A 15,593-nucleotide genomic window follows, 5' to 3' on the forward strand; every position below is an offset into this window, starting at 1 on the left:
CAGGTCAGACTGGGTCGGTGAACGATGCGCTGCTGCTCAACGGACAACCGCTGCTGACCGTCGACCCCGAGTTGCTGCGAGCAACGAGCTACGGGCACTTCAGCTCGATGCAGGTCCGCGACGGCCGGGTGGACGGTCTCGACCTGCACTTCGAGCGACTCGACCGCAGTTCCCGCGAGGTCTTCGGGAAACCACTCGCCGCCGATCGCGTCCGCGCGGACCTGCGGGCCGCCCTCGAGCACGCCGGCACCGGCGACCTCTCCCTCCGCGTCAACGTCTTCGCGACCACCGAGCTCCAACTGCTGGTCCGGGTGAGTCCACCGATCGAACCCGGCACACAACCCTTGCGGCTGCGCGCGTTCCGGCACGAGCGCGCCGTCCCGCACCTCAAGCACACCGGCACCTTCGACCTGGTCTACTACGGCCGCCAGGCGGAGCTCGCCGGGTACGACGACGCCGTCTTCCACACCGCCGCCGGCGAGATCTCCGAAGCCTCGATCTGGAACATCTGCTTCGCCCGCGGCACCGACATCGTCTTCCCCTCGGCCCCGGTCCTGCCCGGGATCCGCCAGCAGGTCCTGCAACGCGGCCTCGACACGCACACGACGACCCGCGTCCCGCTCGCCGACCTCCCGACGTACGACGCCGCCTACCTGACGAACTCGATCGACCCGGCGCTACCCGTCGCCTCGATCACGACCGACGGCGGCACCACGACGTACGGCGAGCACGCAGCCTCGGCGGCGGTGATCGCCAAGGCCTACGAGTCGGAGCCGGCGCAGGAGATCTAGCCGCGCTCGGACCACCACTTGAGGAGCTCGGCCCGCGCGCGCTCCTCGCCGACCGGACCGAGGTCGAGGCGAAGGTCCATCAGGAACTTGTACGCCTGGCCGACCTCGCGGCCCGGCGGGATGCCGAGGATCTCCATGATCTGGTTGCCGTCCAGGTCGGGACGCAGGGCATCGAGCTCCTCCTGCTCCTTCAGCCGCTCGATCCGGGCCTCGAGGTCGTCGTACGCGGCCCGGAGCGCCTCGGCCTTGCGCCGGTTGCGGGTGGTGCAGTCGGCGCGGGTCAGGATGTGCAGGCGGTCGAGCTCGTCGCCGGCGTCGCGGACGTAGCGCCGGACCGCGGAGTCGGTCCACTCGCCGGTGCCGTAGCCGTGGAAGCGCAGGTGCAGCTCGACCAGCTTGCCGACCTGGTCGATCTGGTCGTTGCTGAACCGCAGCGCCTTCATCCGCTTGCGGGCCAGCTTCGCGCCGACCACGTCGTGGTGGTGGAACGTCACCTTGCCGCCGTCCTCGAACCGGCGGGTCTTCGGTTTTCCGATGTCGTGGATCAGCGCGGCGAACCGAACGATGAAATCGGGCGTCGGACCATCGAGACGTGATTCGAGGTCGATGGCCTGATCGAGGACGGTGAGTGAGTGCTGGTACACGTCCTTGTGCCGATGGTGCTCGTCCCGCTCCAGCTTGAGCGCGGGGAGCTCGGGCAGCACGTGCCCGGCCAGGCCGGTCGACACCAGCAGGTCGAGGCCGATCCGCGGGTGGTCGGAGATCACCAGCTTGACCAGCTCGTCGCGGACCCGCTCCGCCGACACGATCGTGATCCGCTCGGCCATCGCGGTCATCGCGGCCACCACCGCGGGGTCCGGGGTGAACCCGAGCTGCGCGGCGAACCGGGCCGCCCGCATCATCCGCAGCGGGTCGTCGGAGAACGAGTCCTCCGGGGTGCCGGGGGTCCGGATCCGGCGCGCGGCGACGTCCGCGATCCCGCCGTACGGGTCGACGAACGTGCGGGCCGGCAGCCGCACCGCCATCGCGTTCATCGCGAAGTCACGCCGGGACAGGTCGCCCTCGAGGCTGTCGCCGTACGCGACCTCCGGCTTGCGCGAGGTGGGATCGTAGGACTCCGACCTGTACGTCGTGATCTCCAGAACCCAGTCGCCCTTGCGGCAACCGATCGTTCCGAAGGCCTTGCCGATGTCCCAGATGTGGTCCGCCCAGCCGGACAGCAACCGCTCGATCACGTCGGGGTGCGCTGAGGTGGCGAAGTCCAGGTCCTTGCTCCCCCGGCCGAGCAGAATGTCCCGGACCGGGCCTCCGACCAGGGCGATCTCGTGCCCGGCGCCGGCGAACCGGGCGCCGAGCTCGTCGACCACCGGTGCGATCTCCAGCAGGGTCCGGACGGCTTGCTGCTGGACGGCGGACAACGATCCGGCGGAGGCTGACTGGTCGGCGAATGGTGACACGGGAAACTAGGTTACGGTGACGGCGTGTTGAGACGGCGACTGAGGCTCTCCGCTGCGGCGGTTGCGGGCCTGCTGATCGCTGCGTCGGCAGCGGTTCTCGGTACGGCGCCGTCGTCGGCGGCACCGGTCGAGGACCCCGTGGTCGACGTCACCATCGACTCGTTCGGCCCGGTCGCGCCCGCTCCCGGCCAGCAAGTGGTGATCACGGGCCGGGTCACGAACACCAGCGACACGACGTTCCGGGACCCGCAGGCGCTGGCGTGCATCGACCGCAAGCGGCTGGCCACGAATGCCGACATCGCCGCCGTCCCGACCGAGCAGGACGTGCCGACGAGCGAGCTGGACAGCTGTGAGCGGATGACTACGTTCGAGTCCGGCACGTTCCAGCAGTTCGGCGCGCCGCTGGCACCCAAGGCGTCGGTGCAGTTCACCCTGACCGTGCCGTGGAGCGAATGGCGGATCAGCAAGGAGACCGGCGTCTACGTGGTCGGCGTCGTGTTCCGCGGACAGCCGGACGAGGACAACAAGGATCGGGTGACCGCAGGCCGGGCCCGGACGCTGATGCCGGTGATCGGCACCGAACCGCTGACCCGCAAGGTGAACACCGCGCTCGTGATCCCGCTGCGCCATCGCCCGACCCAACTGGGCGGGACCAGGTTCGCGAACGACTCCCTGGCCCAGTCGATGGCGCCGAACGGCCCGCTCGGCCGGCTGCTTGCACTCGGCAAGACACACAAGGTCACCTGGCTCGTCGACCCCTCGATGCTCGACGAGGCCCGCCGGATCGAGGACGGGTACGTCGTCGTGGGCGACGACAACCAGACCACTCCGGGCACCGGCCAGTCCGTCGTCGCCGCCTGGCTGAAGGAACTCGACGCCAGCCGGGTCCGGGGCAACCAGGTCGTCCTGCTCCCGTACGGCGACCCGGACGTGGCCAGCCTGATCGACGCCAGCGACCCGGCGGACCCGGACGCGGTCAGCAAGATCGTCGGCGAAGCCCGGGCCGAGAGCGAGGAGTACAACCTCGCGCCGCCCGGTTCGACCGTCCCGGCCGCCTTCACCAACGGGTTGTGGCTGGAGAACGGCGCGGCCCGCAGCCGGTACCTGGCCGCGGCCTCGTCCGGCTTCCGTGGTTCCCGGGACACGGACCTGAACCTCGTCGGCAGCTCGGCCTGGGTGAATGGCGAGCGGCCGAGCCTGACCCCGTCCCCGGTCTACAACGTGCTCACGCCGGAGGGACCGAAGAAAGAGGTTCGCACCGTCATCGCGAACTCGGCCCTCACCTCCGGCGGCCCGGACCCGGGCACGGCCGAGAGCCCGCTGCAGGTCCGGCAGCGGTTCGCCGCCGAGACCGCGCTGCTGGCCAGCGGCGGCACCACGCCGGTGTCGGTGGTCGCGCTGCCGCCGCGAGGCTGGGACGCCGACGGCAACGCGACGGCGGCAATCGCCGGCGACCTCGCGCTGCCGTGGATCTCCACCACCGACCTCAACCAGGTCGTCGCCGCCACGACGAAGCCGCTGACGACCAAGGCGCCGAACGCACCCCGGTCGAACCCGTCGCTCACCAGCGGCCAGGTCGACGCCGTGAAGCGGCTCAACGACGCCACTCTGACCCTGCGGAACCTGCTGACCGACCAGGACAACCTGGACGAGAACATCCAGCGCGCGCGGCTGCGCTCGGCGTCCAACGGCTGGCGCGGGTTCGCCGACGAGGCGCGGCAGTTCACCGCGATCGAGACCGGGTCGGTCAACCAGCAGTTGGCCAAGGTGGAGCTGGTCAACTCCAGCGAGCAGGACCAGCAGAAGATCATCAAGGTCAACCTGGCCGGCAGCAAGGGCACCTTCCCGCTGACCATCTCGAACAAGCTGGACGAGTCGATCCGGGTCGGCATCCAGGTGACGCCGGCGAACCGGACCGACCTGCGGATCAAGCCGCTGCAGACGAAGGTGCTGCCGCCGCGGGGCAAGGCGACGTACCTGATCGAGGCGAGTGCCGAGCAGAACGGCCTGATCCGGGCGAACGCCCAGGTGATCACCGCCTCCGGGCGCCCGGTCGGCCAGTCGCAGGAGCTGGTGATCGAGGCCGCGCAGTACGGCAGCGTCGGCTGGATCCTGGTCGGCGCCGCCTGCGCCCTGCTGTTCGGTACGTCGTTCGTCCGCATCTACCGCCGGATCCGGACCGAGCGGCGCAATCCGGCGCCGGCTGCCGGAGCCACTGCCGGAGCCGCTGCCGACCCGCTGCACCCCGCGCCGATCGACCCCGAGCCCGAGGTGCCGGACACCGTCCCCGAGACCGCGGCGGACGCCTCCCTGAAAGAAGGAGTCGGTTCGAAGGATGGCTGACCGCACCCTGCGATCCGCGGCGGTGATGGCAGCCGGAACGGTGCTGTCCCGCCTGCTCGGATTCGTCCGGATCGCCCTGCTCGCGGCCGCCATCGGCTCGGCGCTCCGCAACGACATCTTCACCGCCGCGAACACCATCCCGAACAGCCTCTACATCCTGCTGGCCGGCGGGGTGTTCAACACCGTGCTGGTGCCACAGCTGGTGCGGGCGATCAAGAACCACGACGACGGCGGCCAGGACTTCACCAACCGGTTGCTGACCTTCGGCTTCGTCGTACTCGCCGTGGTGACGGTGGGCTGCGTGCTGCTGGCGCCGTTCATCGCGGAGCTGTACATGCCCAAGGAGCTGAACGACCCGTCGCGGGCGTCCGAGCGGGCGTCGATGATCATGTTCGTCCGGCTCTGCCTGCCCCAGATCTTCTTCTACGGCGCGTTCGTGCTGGTCGGCCAGGTGCTGAACGCACGGCGCCGGTTCGGCCCGATGATGTGGGCGCCGATCGCGAACAACATCGTCGCCTGCGCGTCGATCGTGGTGTTCCTACTGGTCTACCGCACCGGCGACAACCCGCCCACCTACAGCCACGGCGAGGAGCTGCTGCTCGGCATCGGGCACACGGTCGGGATCGCCGTACAGCTGCTGGTGCTGCTGCCCTATCTGAGCGCGAGCGGGCACCTGTACCGGCCGAAGTTCGGGCTGCGAGGCACCGGGCTGGGGCACACCGCCCGGCTCGGGATCTGGACCGTTCTGTTCGTCGCGGTCAACCAGGTGACGCTGGTGATCGTCACGCAGCTCGCCATCGCGGGTAGCGCCTCGGACGACCCGGGAGCGAAGGCCGGCCTGTTCGCGTACAGCACGGCGATGCTGATCATCCTGGTGCCGCACGGCATCGTCACGGTGTCGCTGGCCACGGCCGCGCTGCCGCAGATGTCGTCGTACGCCGCCGACGGTGACGTCACGGAGGTGAGCCGGCTCGCGGCCCGGTCGATCCGGCAGACGCTGGCGATCGTGGTCCCGGCGGCGGCCGCGATGATCGCGTTCGCCTACCCGATCGTCACGGTGATCGCCGGGTACGGCTCCGGCAAGAACAACCTGACGCTGATGTCGTACACGCTGATGACGCTGGCGCTCGGCCTGGTGCCGTTCACCGTGCAGTACTTCCAGCTGCGCACGTTCTACGCCTTCGAGGACACCCGGACACCGTTCTTCCTGCAGTGCGTGATCGCTGCGACGAACATCGCGGCCGCCGTGATCGGGGTGCGGGTGCTGCTGGACGAGGCGCACCTCCGGTTCAGCGGCGTGGTGCTCGGCGGGGCGTACGCGCTGGCTTACCTGGTCGCCGTACTGATCTCCCGTCCGGTTCTGCGCCGCAAGGTCCCCCGGGTGCACGGCGCCGGGATCGGGCTGCCGCTGCTCGCGATGGTGATCGCCGCGGTACTCGCGGTAGGCGTCGGCCGGGGCGCGCTCTGGCTGCTGAACACGGCGGTCGACTGGTCCGGACCGGTGGGCGCGCTGCTCCAGCTCGCGGTCGCTGCGCTCGTGATGCTCCCGGTGTACGCCGGGATCGCACGGGTACTGCGCATCCACGAGGTGAACGACGTCGTGTCGATGGTCACATCGAAACTCCCAGGTCGCCGCTGAACCTATCCGCTTGTGCACTCGTGCACACGTCAGTAGCTGACGGGGGCACTAGCATGGGGGCTGCGATCAGGCTGCCGGTCACCAAGGAGAGGGCGAGAGACACGTGTCGAACCAGACTGTCAGTCCTGGTGCCCTGCTGGCCGGCCGCTACCGGATCGCCGAGTTGCTCGCCGAGATCGACGGCGCGCGGGTGTGGCGAGCCGTGGACGAGGTGCTCAGCCGGGCCGTCGTGGTCGACGTCCTGCCGGTCGGCGACCCGCGGACCAACCTGCTCTTCGACGCCGCGCGGCGGGCTGCCGCGGCGGCCGACCCGCGCTTCCTGCGGGTGCTCGACTGCGACATGCACGACGGCGTCACCTACTGCGTCCGCGAGTGGGCCGGTGGCCGCCCGCTCGAGCGGATGCTCAGCAGCGGACCGCTGACCGGTCAGCAGGCCGGGTGGCTGGCCCGCGAGGTGTCCGAAGCGCTGGAGAACCTGCACCGCACCGGCCTCGCCCATGGCTCGATCAGCCCGGCGACCGTCGTGGTCACCGACGCCGGAGCGATCAAGGTCGTCGGTCTCGCCACCGAGGCGGCGCTGCGCTCGACCGGCCCGGGTTCGCCCGAGCAGGACGTCCGCGCCCTCGGTGAGCTGCTCTATGCCTCTCTTACTGGCCGCTGGCCAGGTCCTGCACCCGCCTGGGGGCTGCAGCCCGCTCCGGTGGAGCACGGGCGGCTCCTGAGCCCGCGCCAAGTGCGCGCCGGCGTCCCGCGGTCACTCGACGACATCAGCGACCGACTGCTCAGCGACCCGCCACGGCACCATGCGCCGCCGATCACCAGCGCGGCGGGCCTGTCCGCAGCCCTATCCGGTGTCGTCGGCAGCTCGCACGAGCCGCCGAGCCAGATGGACGAGACCGTCGCGATCGCCCGGCAGAACGGCAGCATCGACGACGCCACCCAGGTCGTCCCGCCGACGCCGCCCGCGCTGGACCCGACGCCCCCGGCGTACCAGTCCAACGGTCAGCAGACGCAGTCGGCGTACCAGGCCCCGACCGAGACCCGGCCGTCCCGCCGCCAGCCGCCACCGCCGTCGAACGGCAACGGCCACCGGCGCCGGGACGAGCCGAAGCCGAAGGGCTCGTGGGGTGGCCGGATCCTGATCCTCCTCGCCGTGCTGGCGCTGCTGTCGGTGATCGCGATGGCCCAGTTCCTGCTCAAGGGCGGCCTGAACGACGGGACCGGCGGGTCGGACGACGCCGGGAAGTCGACCGCTCCGCAGAGCAGCGCACCTCCGTCGGCCACGGCCGGACCGGTCAAGATCGTCAGCGGCAAGGACTTCGACCCCGAGGGCGACAAAGAGGAGCACCCGGAGGACGTGCGCAACACGTTCGACGGCAAGTCCGACACGACCTGGGACACCATGACGTACCGGAACAAGCCGAACCTCGGTGGCCTCAAGGACGGCGTCGGCATCATCTACGACCTGGGCGCCTCGACGAGCGTGTCCAAGGTGGCGGTCGCACTCAAGGGTGACGGGACCGACCTGGAGATCATGGTGCCGAAGGGCGACACGACCAAGTCGCCGTCCGCCGTGAGCGGTTGGACCTCGGTCGCGAACCAGGAGGACCAGCCCGCGGGGACCTCGGTGCTGACGCTGTCGAAGCCGACCGAGACGCAGTACGTGCTGGTCTGGCTGACCAAGCTGCCGAAGGCCGGAAACGGGTATCGCGGTGAGATCTCGGAGGTCACAATCCAGAAATGACCTCGCCTGATGTCACCCGGATCGGCGCGGCAGAGCCGGTCGCCCAGCAGGAAGGGCATGCTGGGCCGGTGAGCTACGACCAGATGGACGACCACGAGCTGCTCCGGCTGCACGTGGCCGGCAACCCGGACACGTTCGGGCACCTGGTCAAGCGGCACCGGGACCGGATGTGGGCGGTCGCGATCCGGACCCTGGGCGAGCCCGAGGAGGCCGCCGACGCGCTGCAGGAGGCGTTCATCTCGGCGTTCCGGCGGGCCGACTCGTTCCGCGGCGACGCCAAGGTGACGACCTGGCTGCACCGGATCGTGGTGAACGCCTGCCTGGACCGGATCCGCCGCCGCCAGGTCCGGGCCGCCGACCCGCTGCCGGAGGACGAGGACCGCGCCGCCGAGCTCGCCGGGCCGGCTGAGGAGGACCCGGCCGAGGTCCGCGAGCGCCGGCTGGACGTGCTCAACGCCCTCAAGCAGATCAACGAGGACCAGCGCAGCGCCCTCGTCCTGGTCGACATGGAGGGTTACTCGATCGAGGAAGCCGCGGCCATCCTGGGCTGCGCACCGGGTACGGTGAAGAGCCGCTGCGCCCGCGGCCGGGCCCGGCTGCTGCCGCTGCTCCGGCACTGGCAGACCACCCGGGCCGGCGCCGACGACTCCGACGTACCGCAGAAAACCGCCGCCGAAGCGGTGGGAACCGAATGACTGGGTACTCCGTCGAAGCGGAGTCGCCGAACTGCGACCTAGCCTTCATGCCTCGACCCGGAGTATTCCGATGATCACTCTGCGCCCGATCCTGGGCATCTCCCGTGAGGGGGCGAGTTCCCGATGACCGATTCCGGTCTGCCGACCAGTGAGCACCTCGAGCACCTGGACACGGACACCATCGCCGACCTGATCGAGAACCTGCTGCCCGCGCCCGACGCGCATCGAGCTCGTGAGCATGTGAAGGCCTGTCCGGAGTGTCAGCAGACGTTCGACGCGCTGACCCAGTTGTCCGCGGACCTCGCCGAGGAGGGCCGCACGGACATCCCGATGCCGGCCGACGTCGCCGAGCACCTCGACCAGGTGATCGTCTCGGAGTCCGTGCTGCGGGCGTCCACCGTCGGCGTGCACTCGCTGGTCCAGATCCGCGAGGAGCCGCACCGGCACATCCCCAAGCTGCTGACCGCGGCGGCCGGCGTCGTGCTCGTGGCGGCGATCGGCGTCGGTGTGGTGTTCGCCACCAAGGACCAGGGCAGCGACGCCACGAACCCGACCGCCGCGCTGCCGACCGGTGTGCCGACGATGACCACCAAGGACGTCGGTCCGGAGGCCCAGCGGTGGCTGGAGAAGTCCAACGGGGCGTTGCTGAACGGCACGCCCACCGAGGTCGCCTGCGCCCGGACCTTCGCCTCCGGCCGGCCGAACCCGAACGTCCAGCTGGTCCAGCCGGTCAAGGTCGACGGCCGCCGGTCGATCCTGATCGGCCTGCAGGGCGGCTCCCCTCGTGACATCCAGCTCTTCGTGGTCACCGGCTGTAGCGATCCGGGTGGGGTAGCCAGTCCCGTCTACGACACCAATGTGACACTGCGCAATCGCTGAGATGTCGCTGGTCTCACGCGGCCCGGCGGTGGGTACGGTATTGATACATTCCCACCCCACCGCCCCGGTCAGGGGGAATGGTCGGCCTCTAGGATCCGTTGAGTACGACGTACCAGTCTCGACGACACGAGGAACGCCTGCATGAGCGACTCAGTCCGCAACGTCATCATCGTCGGCTCCGGTCCGGCCGGCTACACGGCCGCCGTGTACGCCGCGCGCGCCCGGCTCGAGCCGCTCGTCTTCGAGGGCTCGGTGACCGCCGGCGGTGCGCTGATGACCACCACCGAGGTGGAGAACTTCCCCGGTTTCAGCGAGGGCATCATGGGCCCGGCGCTGATGGACGAGATGCGGACCCAGGCCGAGCGCTTCGGCGCCGAGCTGGTGCCGGACGACATCGTTTCGATGGACCTGACCGGCGAGATCAAGTCGGTCACCGACTCCGCCGGCACCGAGCACCGGGCCCGGACCGTGATCCTGGCGATGGGCTCCGGCTACCGCAAGCTCGGCCTGCCGGACGAGGACCGGATGTCCGGCCACGGCGTGTCCTGGTGCGCGACCTGTGACGGCTTCTTCTTCCGGGAGCAGGAGATCGCGGTGGTCGGCGGCGGCGACTCGGCCGTCGAGGAGGCCACCTTCCTGACCCGGTTCGGCAAGAAGGTCACCCTGATCCACCGCCGCGACGAGCTGCGCGCCTCCAAGATCATGGCCGACCGGGCGTTCGCGAACGACAAGATCGAGTTCGCCTGGAACTCCGAGGTCGCCGAGATCCACGGCGACGACAAGCTGACCGGCGTCACCCTGCGGGACACCGTGACCGGTGAGACCCGGGAGCTGCCGGTGACCGGCCTGTTCATCGCGATCGGGCACGACCCGCGCTCGGAGCTGATCAAGGGTCAGGTGCGCCTGGACGAGGAAGGCTACGTCCTGGTCCGCGAGGGCAGCACCGAGACCAACGTGCCCGGTGTCTTCGCCGCCGGCGACCTGGTGGACCACACCTACCGGCAGGCGATCACCGCCGCCGGCACCGGCTGTGCGGCCGCCCTGGACGCCGAGCGCTTCCTGGCCACCCTCGAGCACGAGGCCACCGCGGCCGCCGCCGCGGCGACCGAGCCTGTCACCGTCTGACCCTGACAATCACTGAAGGAGATACGCCCGTGGGCGAGAAGATGAAGGCCGTCACCGACGCCGAGTTCGACCAGACCGTGCTGAAGAGCGACAAGCCGGTGCTGGTGGACTTCTGGGCCGAGTGGTGCGGGCCGTGCCGCCAGGTCTCCCCGATCCTGGAGGAGCTGAACCAGGACCACGGCGACAAGATCACCTTCCTGAAGATGAACGTGGACGAGAACCCGGTCACCCCGAGCAACTACCGCGTCACCGGTATCCCTACCATCAACGTCTACGTGAACGGTGAGCTGGCCAAGTCCATCGTCGGCGCCAAGCCGAAGGCGGCGCTGCTCAAGGAGCTGGCCGACTTCACCTCCTGAACGACTGGACACCCGTCCGCCACACGGCAAGGAGCACTTGATGGAAGGCCCCCACGGCGTGTACCGGATCGGCGACAGCGGTGAGGCCGTCGCCGAGATCATCGGCAAGCTCCAGCGGCTCGGTCTGCTGGAAGGCGGTCACGCCGTCTACGACGAGGCGACCGCGCACGCCGTGCGGGGCTTCCAGCAGCAACGTGGGCTGATGATCGACGGGATCGTCGGCCCGCAGACCTACCGGGCGATCGACGACGCGCGCTGGCGGCTGGGCGACCGGCTGCTGACGTACGTCGTCTCGCACCCGCTGACCGGTGACGACGTGCTGGCGCTGCAGGCGAAGCTGCAGGAGCTCGGCTTCGCGGTGGCCCGGATCGACGGCATCTTCGGTGCGGACACCCAGCGTGCGGTCACCGACTTCCAGCGCAACATGGGCCTGCCGGCCGACGGCACCTGCGGCCCGTCGACGTTCAAGGCGCTGCAGCGGATCAAGCCGATGGCGACCGGCGGCCGGCCGGACGCGTTGCGCGCCTCCGAGGCGGTCCGTGCCGCGGGTCCACGGCTGTCCGGCAAGACCGTGGTGATCGACCCCGGCCACGGCGGTTTCGACTACGGCTGGGAGGGCTTCGGCCTGCGCGAGTCCGACGTCGCGTACGACCTGGCCGCCCGGATCGAGGGTCGGCTGGGCGCGACCGGCGTACGCGCGTATTTGTCGCGTGGGCGGGATCAGGGGCCGGACGAGCTGGCCCGGGCGGCGTTCGCCAACGAGACGGACGCCAACCTCTGTGTGTCGCTGCACACCGACGGGTCGATGAACCCGGAGGCGCAGGGCGTCGCGACGTACTTCTACGGCAACGACCTGCACGGTGCCTCGTCCAGCGTCGGCGAGCAGTTCGCCGGGCTGGTGCAGCGCGAGATCGTGGCGCGCACCGACCTGCTGAACTGCCGGACGCACGCCAAGACCTGGGACCTGCTCCGCCGGACCAAGATGCCTGCCGTCCGGCTGGAGATCGGGTACGTCACCAACCCGCACGACTCGGCCCGGCTGGCCGACCCCGCCTTCCGCGACGTGGTGGCCGAAGCGATCGTGGTCGCGATCCAGCGGGTCTACCTCCCGCCGGACCAGGACGCGGCCACCGGAATGCTTCGCTTCGGCCAACTCACCGTCTGACGGCTACTCCTTCTCCAACGCGATCTTCGGCAGCGCCCGGTCCAGGCCGCGCGGGAGCCACCAGGCGCGGTTGCCGAACAGGCGCATCACGGCCGGCACGATCACGCACCGGATCAGCACGGCGTCCAGCAGTACGGCGGTCGCCAGGCCGAGCCCGAACTGCTTCAGCATCCGGTCCGGACTGAGCAGGAACGCGCCGAACACCACGATCATGATCGCGGCCGCCGCGGTGATCACACTGCCGGTGTTCGCCAGCCCTTCCCGCACTGCTTCCCGGGCGTCCTTGGTCCGCCGCCACTCCTCGTGGATCCGGGAGACCAGGAAGACCTCGTAGTCCATCGACAACCCGAACACGATCGCGAAGATCATCACCGGGACGAACGCCTCGATCGGACCGGGCTGCGCACCGAACCAGCCCTGCTGGAAGACCAGCGTGATGACGCCGAGCGAGGCGCCGATGCTGAGCAGGTTGAGCACCGCCGCCTTCAGCGGGATCAGGATCGACCGGAACACCGCCATCAGCAGCAGGGCCGACAGCCCGACCACGACCAGCACGAAGATCGGCAGCCGGTTGCTGACCGCGGAGGCGAAGTCGTCGGCCGCCGCGGTCGCACCGCCGACCAGGTACGTCGCGTTGGTCTGCGACTCGAGGGCCGGCAGGGTGTCGTCACGCAGCCGCTCGACGAGCTCGCTGGTCGCCGCGTCCTGAGGGGCCGACTTCGGGAACGCCAGTACCGTCGCGACCTCTCCGTCAGGTGTCAGCTGCGGCGGAGTGACGGCCGCGATGTTCGGGTCCTTCCGCAGCGTCTGGCCGAGCGTCTGAGCCGCGGCCGCATCTCCTTCGGACACGATCACGAGCGGGCCGTTGAAACCGGGCCCGAAGCCCTGGGCCAGCAGGTCGTACGCCTTCCGGCTGGTCTTGGCCGGGTCATCCGTCCCCGCGTCCGCGAACCCGAGCCGCATGTCCAACGCCGGAAGCGACAGCGCGATCAGCGCGACCGTCCCGAGCACCAGCGGCACCCACGGACCCCGCTGCACGACAGCCGCCAGCTTCCGCCAACCGTCGCCAGGCGTACGACGCTTCTTCGCAGCGTGCTTGCGGACACTCTTCTCGATCCGCTTGCCGAACAGCGTGAGCAACGCGGGCAGCAGGCTTACCGCGGCCAGCATCGTCATCAGCACGGTCAGAGTGACACCGAGCGCGACGCCTTGCAGCGCGCCGAGACCGAGCGCAAGCAGACCGAGCAGCGCGATTACCACAGTGCAACCCGCGAACATCACCGAGCGGCCGGCGGTATCGAGAGCAGTCATCGCAGCGGTCGCGCGGTCAGTCTCGTCCTTCAGCAACTCGTGGCGATAGCGCGAGAAGATCAGCAACGCGTAGTCGATACCGACCCCGAGACCGACCAGCATCATCACCGGCGCGGTGTAGTCGGGCACCGTGAACAGGTGCGAGGCCAGCACCAGCAGGCCTAGCGTGCCGCCGACGGCGAACACCGCGGTCAGCAGCGGAAGTGTTGCCGCTAGCAACGACCCGAACAGGAACACCAGGATCACCAGCGCGGCCAGGATGCCGGCGCCCTCGGCCGCACCGCCCTCGCTCTCGGCCGCCGACCGGGCCAGGTCACCACCGACCTCGACCTGCAGGCCGGGCTGGCCGAAGTCCTGGGCCCGCTCGATGATCGTCCGCACGTCCTCGATCGGCATCTCCTCGACCGTCGTATCGAGTCCGACGGTGGAGTACGCCGTCCGTCCGTCCTGGGACAGTGATCCGGGAGCGGTGAACGGGTCGGCCACCGAGGCCACGTGCGGGAGGTCGCCGACGACCGCGAGCATCGACGCGATCCGCTGCTTCTCGGCCGCCAGGCCGTCGTCGGCGTGCAGAACGATCTGCACCGACGCGGTGTCGCCTTGCGGCTGGTGCTCGCGGAAGATGTCGGTCACCCGCTGGGAGTCGGTCCCGGGCAGCGAGTTGTCGTTGCGGTAGTCGTCGCCGATCAGGCTCGAGGCCGCCGTCACGGCGACCAGGGCGACCACCCAGAGCAGTACGGCGATGCCGGCGTGCCGCATCGACCAGCCGGACACCCGGTGCAGCAGCCCAGGGCGTCCACCCTCCTTCCCGGGCTGTCGTCGTACTGGAGTGTCCACGGTCATGGCTTGCGCCTCCCTTAATAAGTAGATTCGCTACATGTTGCCTATCGACAGTAACAGACATATGAGTAGACTGGCTACATGAAGGCGGATGCGCTGCGTGGACACCTCGACCCGATGATCCTGGCCGTCGTCGAGCACGAGCCGCTGCACGGCTACGCGATCATGGAGGCGCTGCTGGAGCGCAGCGGCGGCGAGCTCGATCTGCCGACCGGCACGCTGTACCCGGCGCTGCGGCGGCTCGAGCGGGCCGGCTACCTGGCCAGCGAGTGGAGCACGGTCGGCGGGCGGAAACGCCGTACCTACCAGCTCACGTCGGCCGGGCAGAAGATGCTTGCCTCAGGCAAGCAGGAGTGGCTGACCTTCCGCGCGGTGGTGGAAGGCGTGCTACGCCCGGGCCAGGCGTAAGGCCCGCCGGGCCTGCAGGCCGACGACGCCGAGCGGCAGTACGACGAAGCCGGAGACGACGGCGAAGTCGAGTGGGGTGACCGTGGCGCTGCTCGCCGCCATCCCGACCCCGATCATGCTGATGACCACCGAGCTCGCCATCGCGAACAGCGAGGTCGTGCGGATCAGGTGCTCCCGGACGATCGGGTAACGCAGACCGATGCCGGCCGCGATCACCGCGAGGACCGCACCGGCGATCGTCACCATGCCGATGCTCCGGACCAGCGTCTGCAGGAAGTCGTTCAGCGCGCTTTCCTGGACCGGGTCCCGGTTCCAGCTCCAGATGCCTTCCTGCCAGACGATCGGCTGCAGGATCAGCACCCCGAACAGCATCACTGCGGTCCGCCGGCTCTGACTCACCGCCAACTCGGCGCGGTAACCGGGCACAACCTCGTCGAGGTCGCCGAAGTCGGCGACTGCCTCGCGCTCAGCGCTGTGCCGGTCGAGACCGTCGGCCTCGAAGGCCTCGGTCGCGTCGGTCAGGTGGTCCCGCGCCTCGGCCAGCAGGTCGGCCTTGCGCCGGCGCGGGCCGGGCAGTGCGCGGCTCAGTCCGGTCAGGTACTCGTCGACAGTGCTGGACACGCCTTCCAGTATGGGGATGGACCGTCCGGATCACGTCCGGGGTCCCACTGAGTCTCCCCTGACATCGGCCTGCGCGGCCGCCTTACGACGGCGATGACGCAGGACGAAGAAGCCGACGTACCCGATCACCACCAGCGCGAAGCCGACCTTCTCCGCGGTCGGGGTCGCGCCCTCCGGCCAGATCGTGCCGTCCAGGTAGTGGTTGATGTAGCCGCC

13 protein-coding genes and 1 pseudogene are annotated in these 15,593 nt (G+C 69.8%); 10 read left to right on the forward strand and 4 right to left on the reverse strand.

The window, feature by feature from the left end:
• Positions 1–17: 17 nt before the first annotated feature.
• Positions 18–791: an aminotransferase class IV gene (locus tag ACWCOV_RS27560; RefSeq protein ID WP_449832209.1), complete on the forward strand. Its 774-nt coding sequence runs from the start codon at positions 18–20 to the stop codon at positions 789–791.
• Here the strand turns inward: ACWCOV_RS27560 and ACWCOV_RS27565 are convergent.
• Positions 788–2,209 carry a CCA tRNA nucleotidyltransferase gene (locus tag ACWCOV_RS27565; protein ID WP_449832219.1) on the reverse strand — a complete coding sequence of 474 codons (1,422 nt, stop codon included), beginning with the start codon at positions 2,207–2,209 and terminating at the stop codon, positions 788–790. The two genes, ACWCOV_RS27560 and ACWCOV_RS27565, sit on opposite strands and share 4 nt — an antisense overlap.
• A 63-nt stretch (positions 2,210–2,272) precedes the next feature.
• Here ACWCOV_RS27565 and ACWCOV_RS27570 point away from each other — a divergent pair, with 63 nt between their 5' ends.
• The 8 genes from ACWCOV_RS27570 (at position 2,273) to ACWCOV_RS27605 (ending at position 12,197) form a co-directional block, all read left to right on the forward strand.
• Entirely contained in the window at positions 2,273–4,591 is a 2,319-nt protein-coding gene (locus ACWCOV_RS27570) for a hypothetical protein (protein ID WP_449832210.1), read from the forward strand.
• On the forward strand, positions 4,584–6,230 hold the full coding sequence (murJ, locus tag ACWCOV_RS27575) for a murein biosynthesis integral membrane protein MurJ (protein WP_449832211.1): 1,647 nt from the start codon (positions 4,584–4,586) through the stop codon (positions 6,228–6,230). The genes ACWCOV_RS27570 and murJ overlap by 8 nt, the downstream gene beginning before the upstream one ends.
• Positions 6,231–6,333: 103 nt before the next feature.
• Positions 6,334–7,974, forward strand: a complete 1,641-nt coding sequence (locus ACWCOV_RS27580) for a protein kinase family protein (protein WP_449832212.1) — start codon at positions 6,334–6,336, stop codon at positions 7,972–7,974.
• On the forward strand, positions 7,971–8,669 hold the full coding sequence (gene sigM, locus ACWCOV_RS27585) for an RNA polymerase sigma factor SigM (RefSeq protein ID WP_449832213.1): 699 nt from the start codon (positions 7,971–7,973) through the stop codon (positions 8,667–8,669). The genes ACWCOV_RS27580 and sigM overlap by 4 nt, the downstream gene beginning before the upstream one ends.
• Positions 8,670–8,792: 123 nt before the next feature.
• Complete coding sequence (locus ACWCOV_RS27590) at positions 8,793–9,548, forward strand: anti-sigma factor family protein (RefSeq protein ID WP_449832214.1); 756 nt, start codon at positions 8,793–8,795, stop codon at positions 9,546–9,548.
• A gap of 141 nt (positions 9,549–9,689) precedes the next feature.
• Positions 9,690–10,673: a thioredoxin-disulfide reductase gene (gene trxB / locus ACWCOV_RS27595; RefSeq protein ID WP_449832215.1), complete on the forward strand. Its 984-nt coding sequence runs from the start codon at positions 9,690–9,692 to the stop codon at positions 10,671–10,673.
• 41 nt (positions 10,674–10,714) lie between these two features.
• Positions 10,715–11,032 carry a thioredoxin gene (gene trxA / locus ACWCOV_RS27600; protein ID WP_449832220.1) on the forward strand — a complete coding sequence of 106 codons (318 nt, stop codon included), beginning with the start codon at positions 10,715–10,717 and terminating at the stop codon, positions 11,030–11,032.
• A 40-nt stretch (positions 11,033–11,072) separates the two neighbouring features.
• Positions 11,073–12,197 carry an N-acetylmuramoyl-L-alanine amidase gene (locus ACWCOV_RS27605; protein WP_449832216.1) on the forward strand — a complete coding sequence of 375 codons (1,125 nt, stop codon included), beginning with the start codon at positions 11,073–11,075 and terminating at the stop codon, positions 12,195–12,197.
• A 3-nt stretch (positions 12,198–12,200) separates the two neighbouring features.
• On the opposite strand, the gene ACWCOV_RS27610 is transcribed toward ACWCOV_RS27605, so the two are convergent.
• Complete coding sequence (locus ACWCOV_RS27610) at positions 12,201–14,351, reverse strand: MMPL family transporter (protein WP_449832217.1); 2,151 nt, start codon at positions 14,349–14,351, stop codon at positions 12,201–12,203.
• A 78-nt stretch (positions 14,352–14,429) separates the two neighbouring features.
• Between ACWCOV_RS27610 and ACWCOV_RS27615 the strand changes: the two genes are divergently transcribed.
• Positions 14,430–14,756: a PadR family transcriptional regulator gene (locus ACWCOV_RS27615; protein ID WP_360478197.1), complete on the forward strand. Its 327-nt coding sequence runs from the start codon at positions 14,430–14,432 to the stop codon at positions 14,754–14,756.
• Here the strand turns inward: ACWCOV_RS27615 and ACWCOV_RS27620 are convergent.
• Positions 14,736–15,377: a permease prefix domain 1-containing protein gene (locus ACWCOV_RS27620; RefSeq protein ID WP_449832218.1), complete on the reverse strand. Its 642-nt coding sequence runs from the start codon at positions 15,375–15,377 to the stop codon at positions 14,736–14,738. The two genes, ACWCOV_RS27615 and ACWCOV_RS27620, sit on opposite strands and share 21 nt — an antisense overlap.
• Positions 15,378–15,407: 30 nt before the next feature.
• A pseudogene (locus ACWCOV_RS27625) lies at positions 15,408–15,593 on the reverse strand (hypothetical protein); the annotation flags it as partial.

The organism is Kribbella sp. NPDC002412 (genome assembly GCF_053592935.1).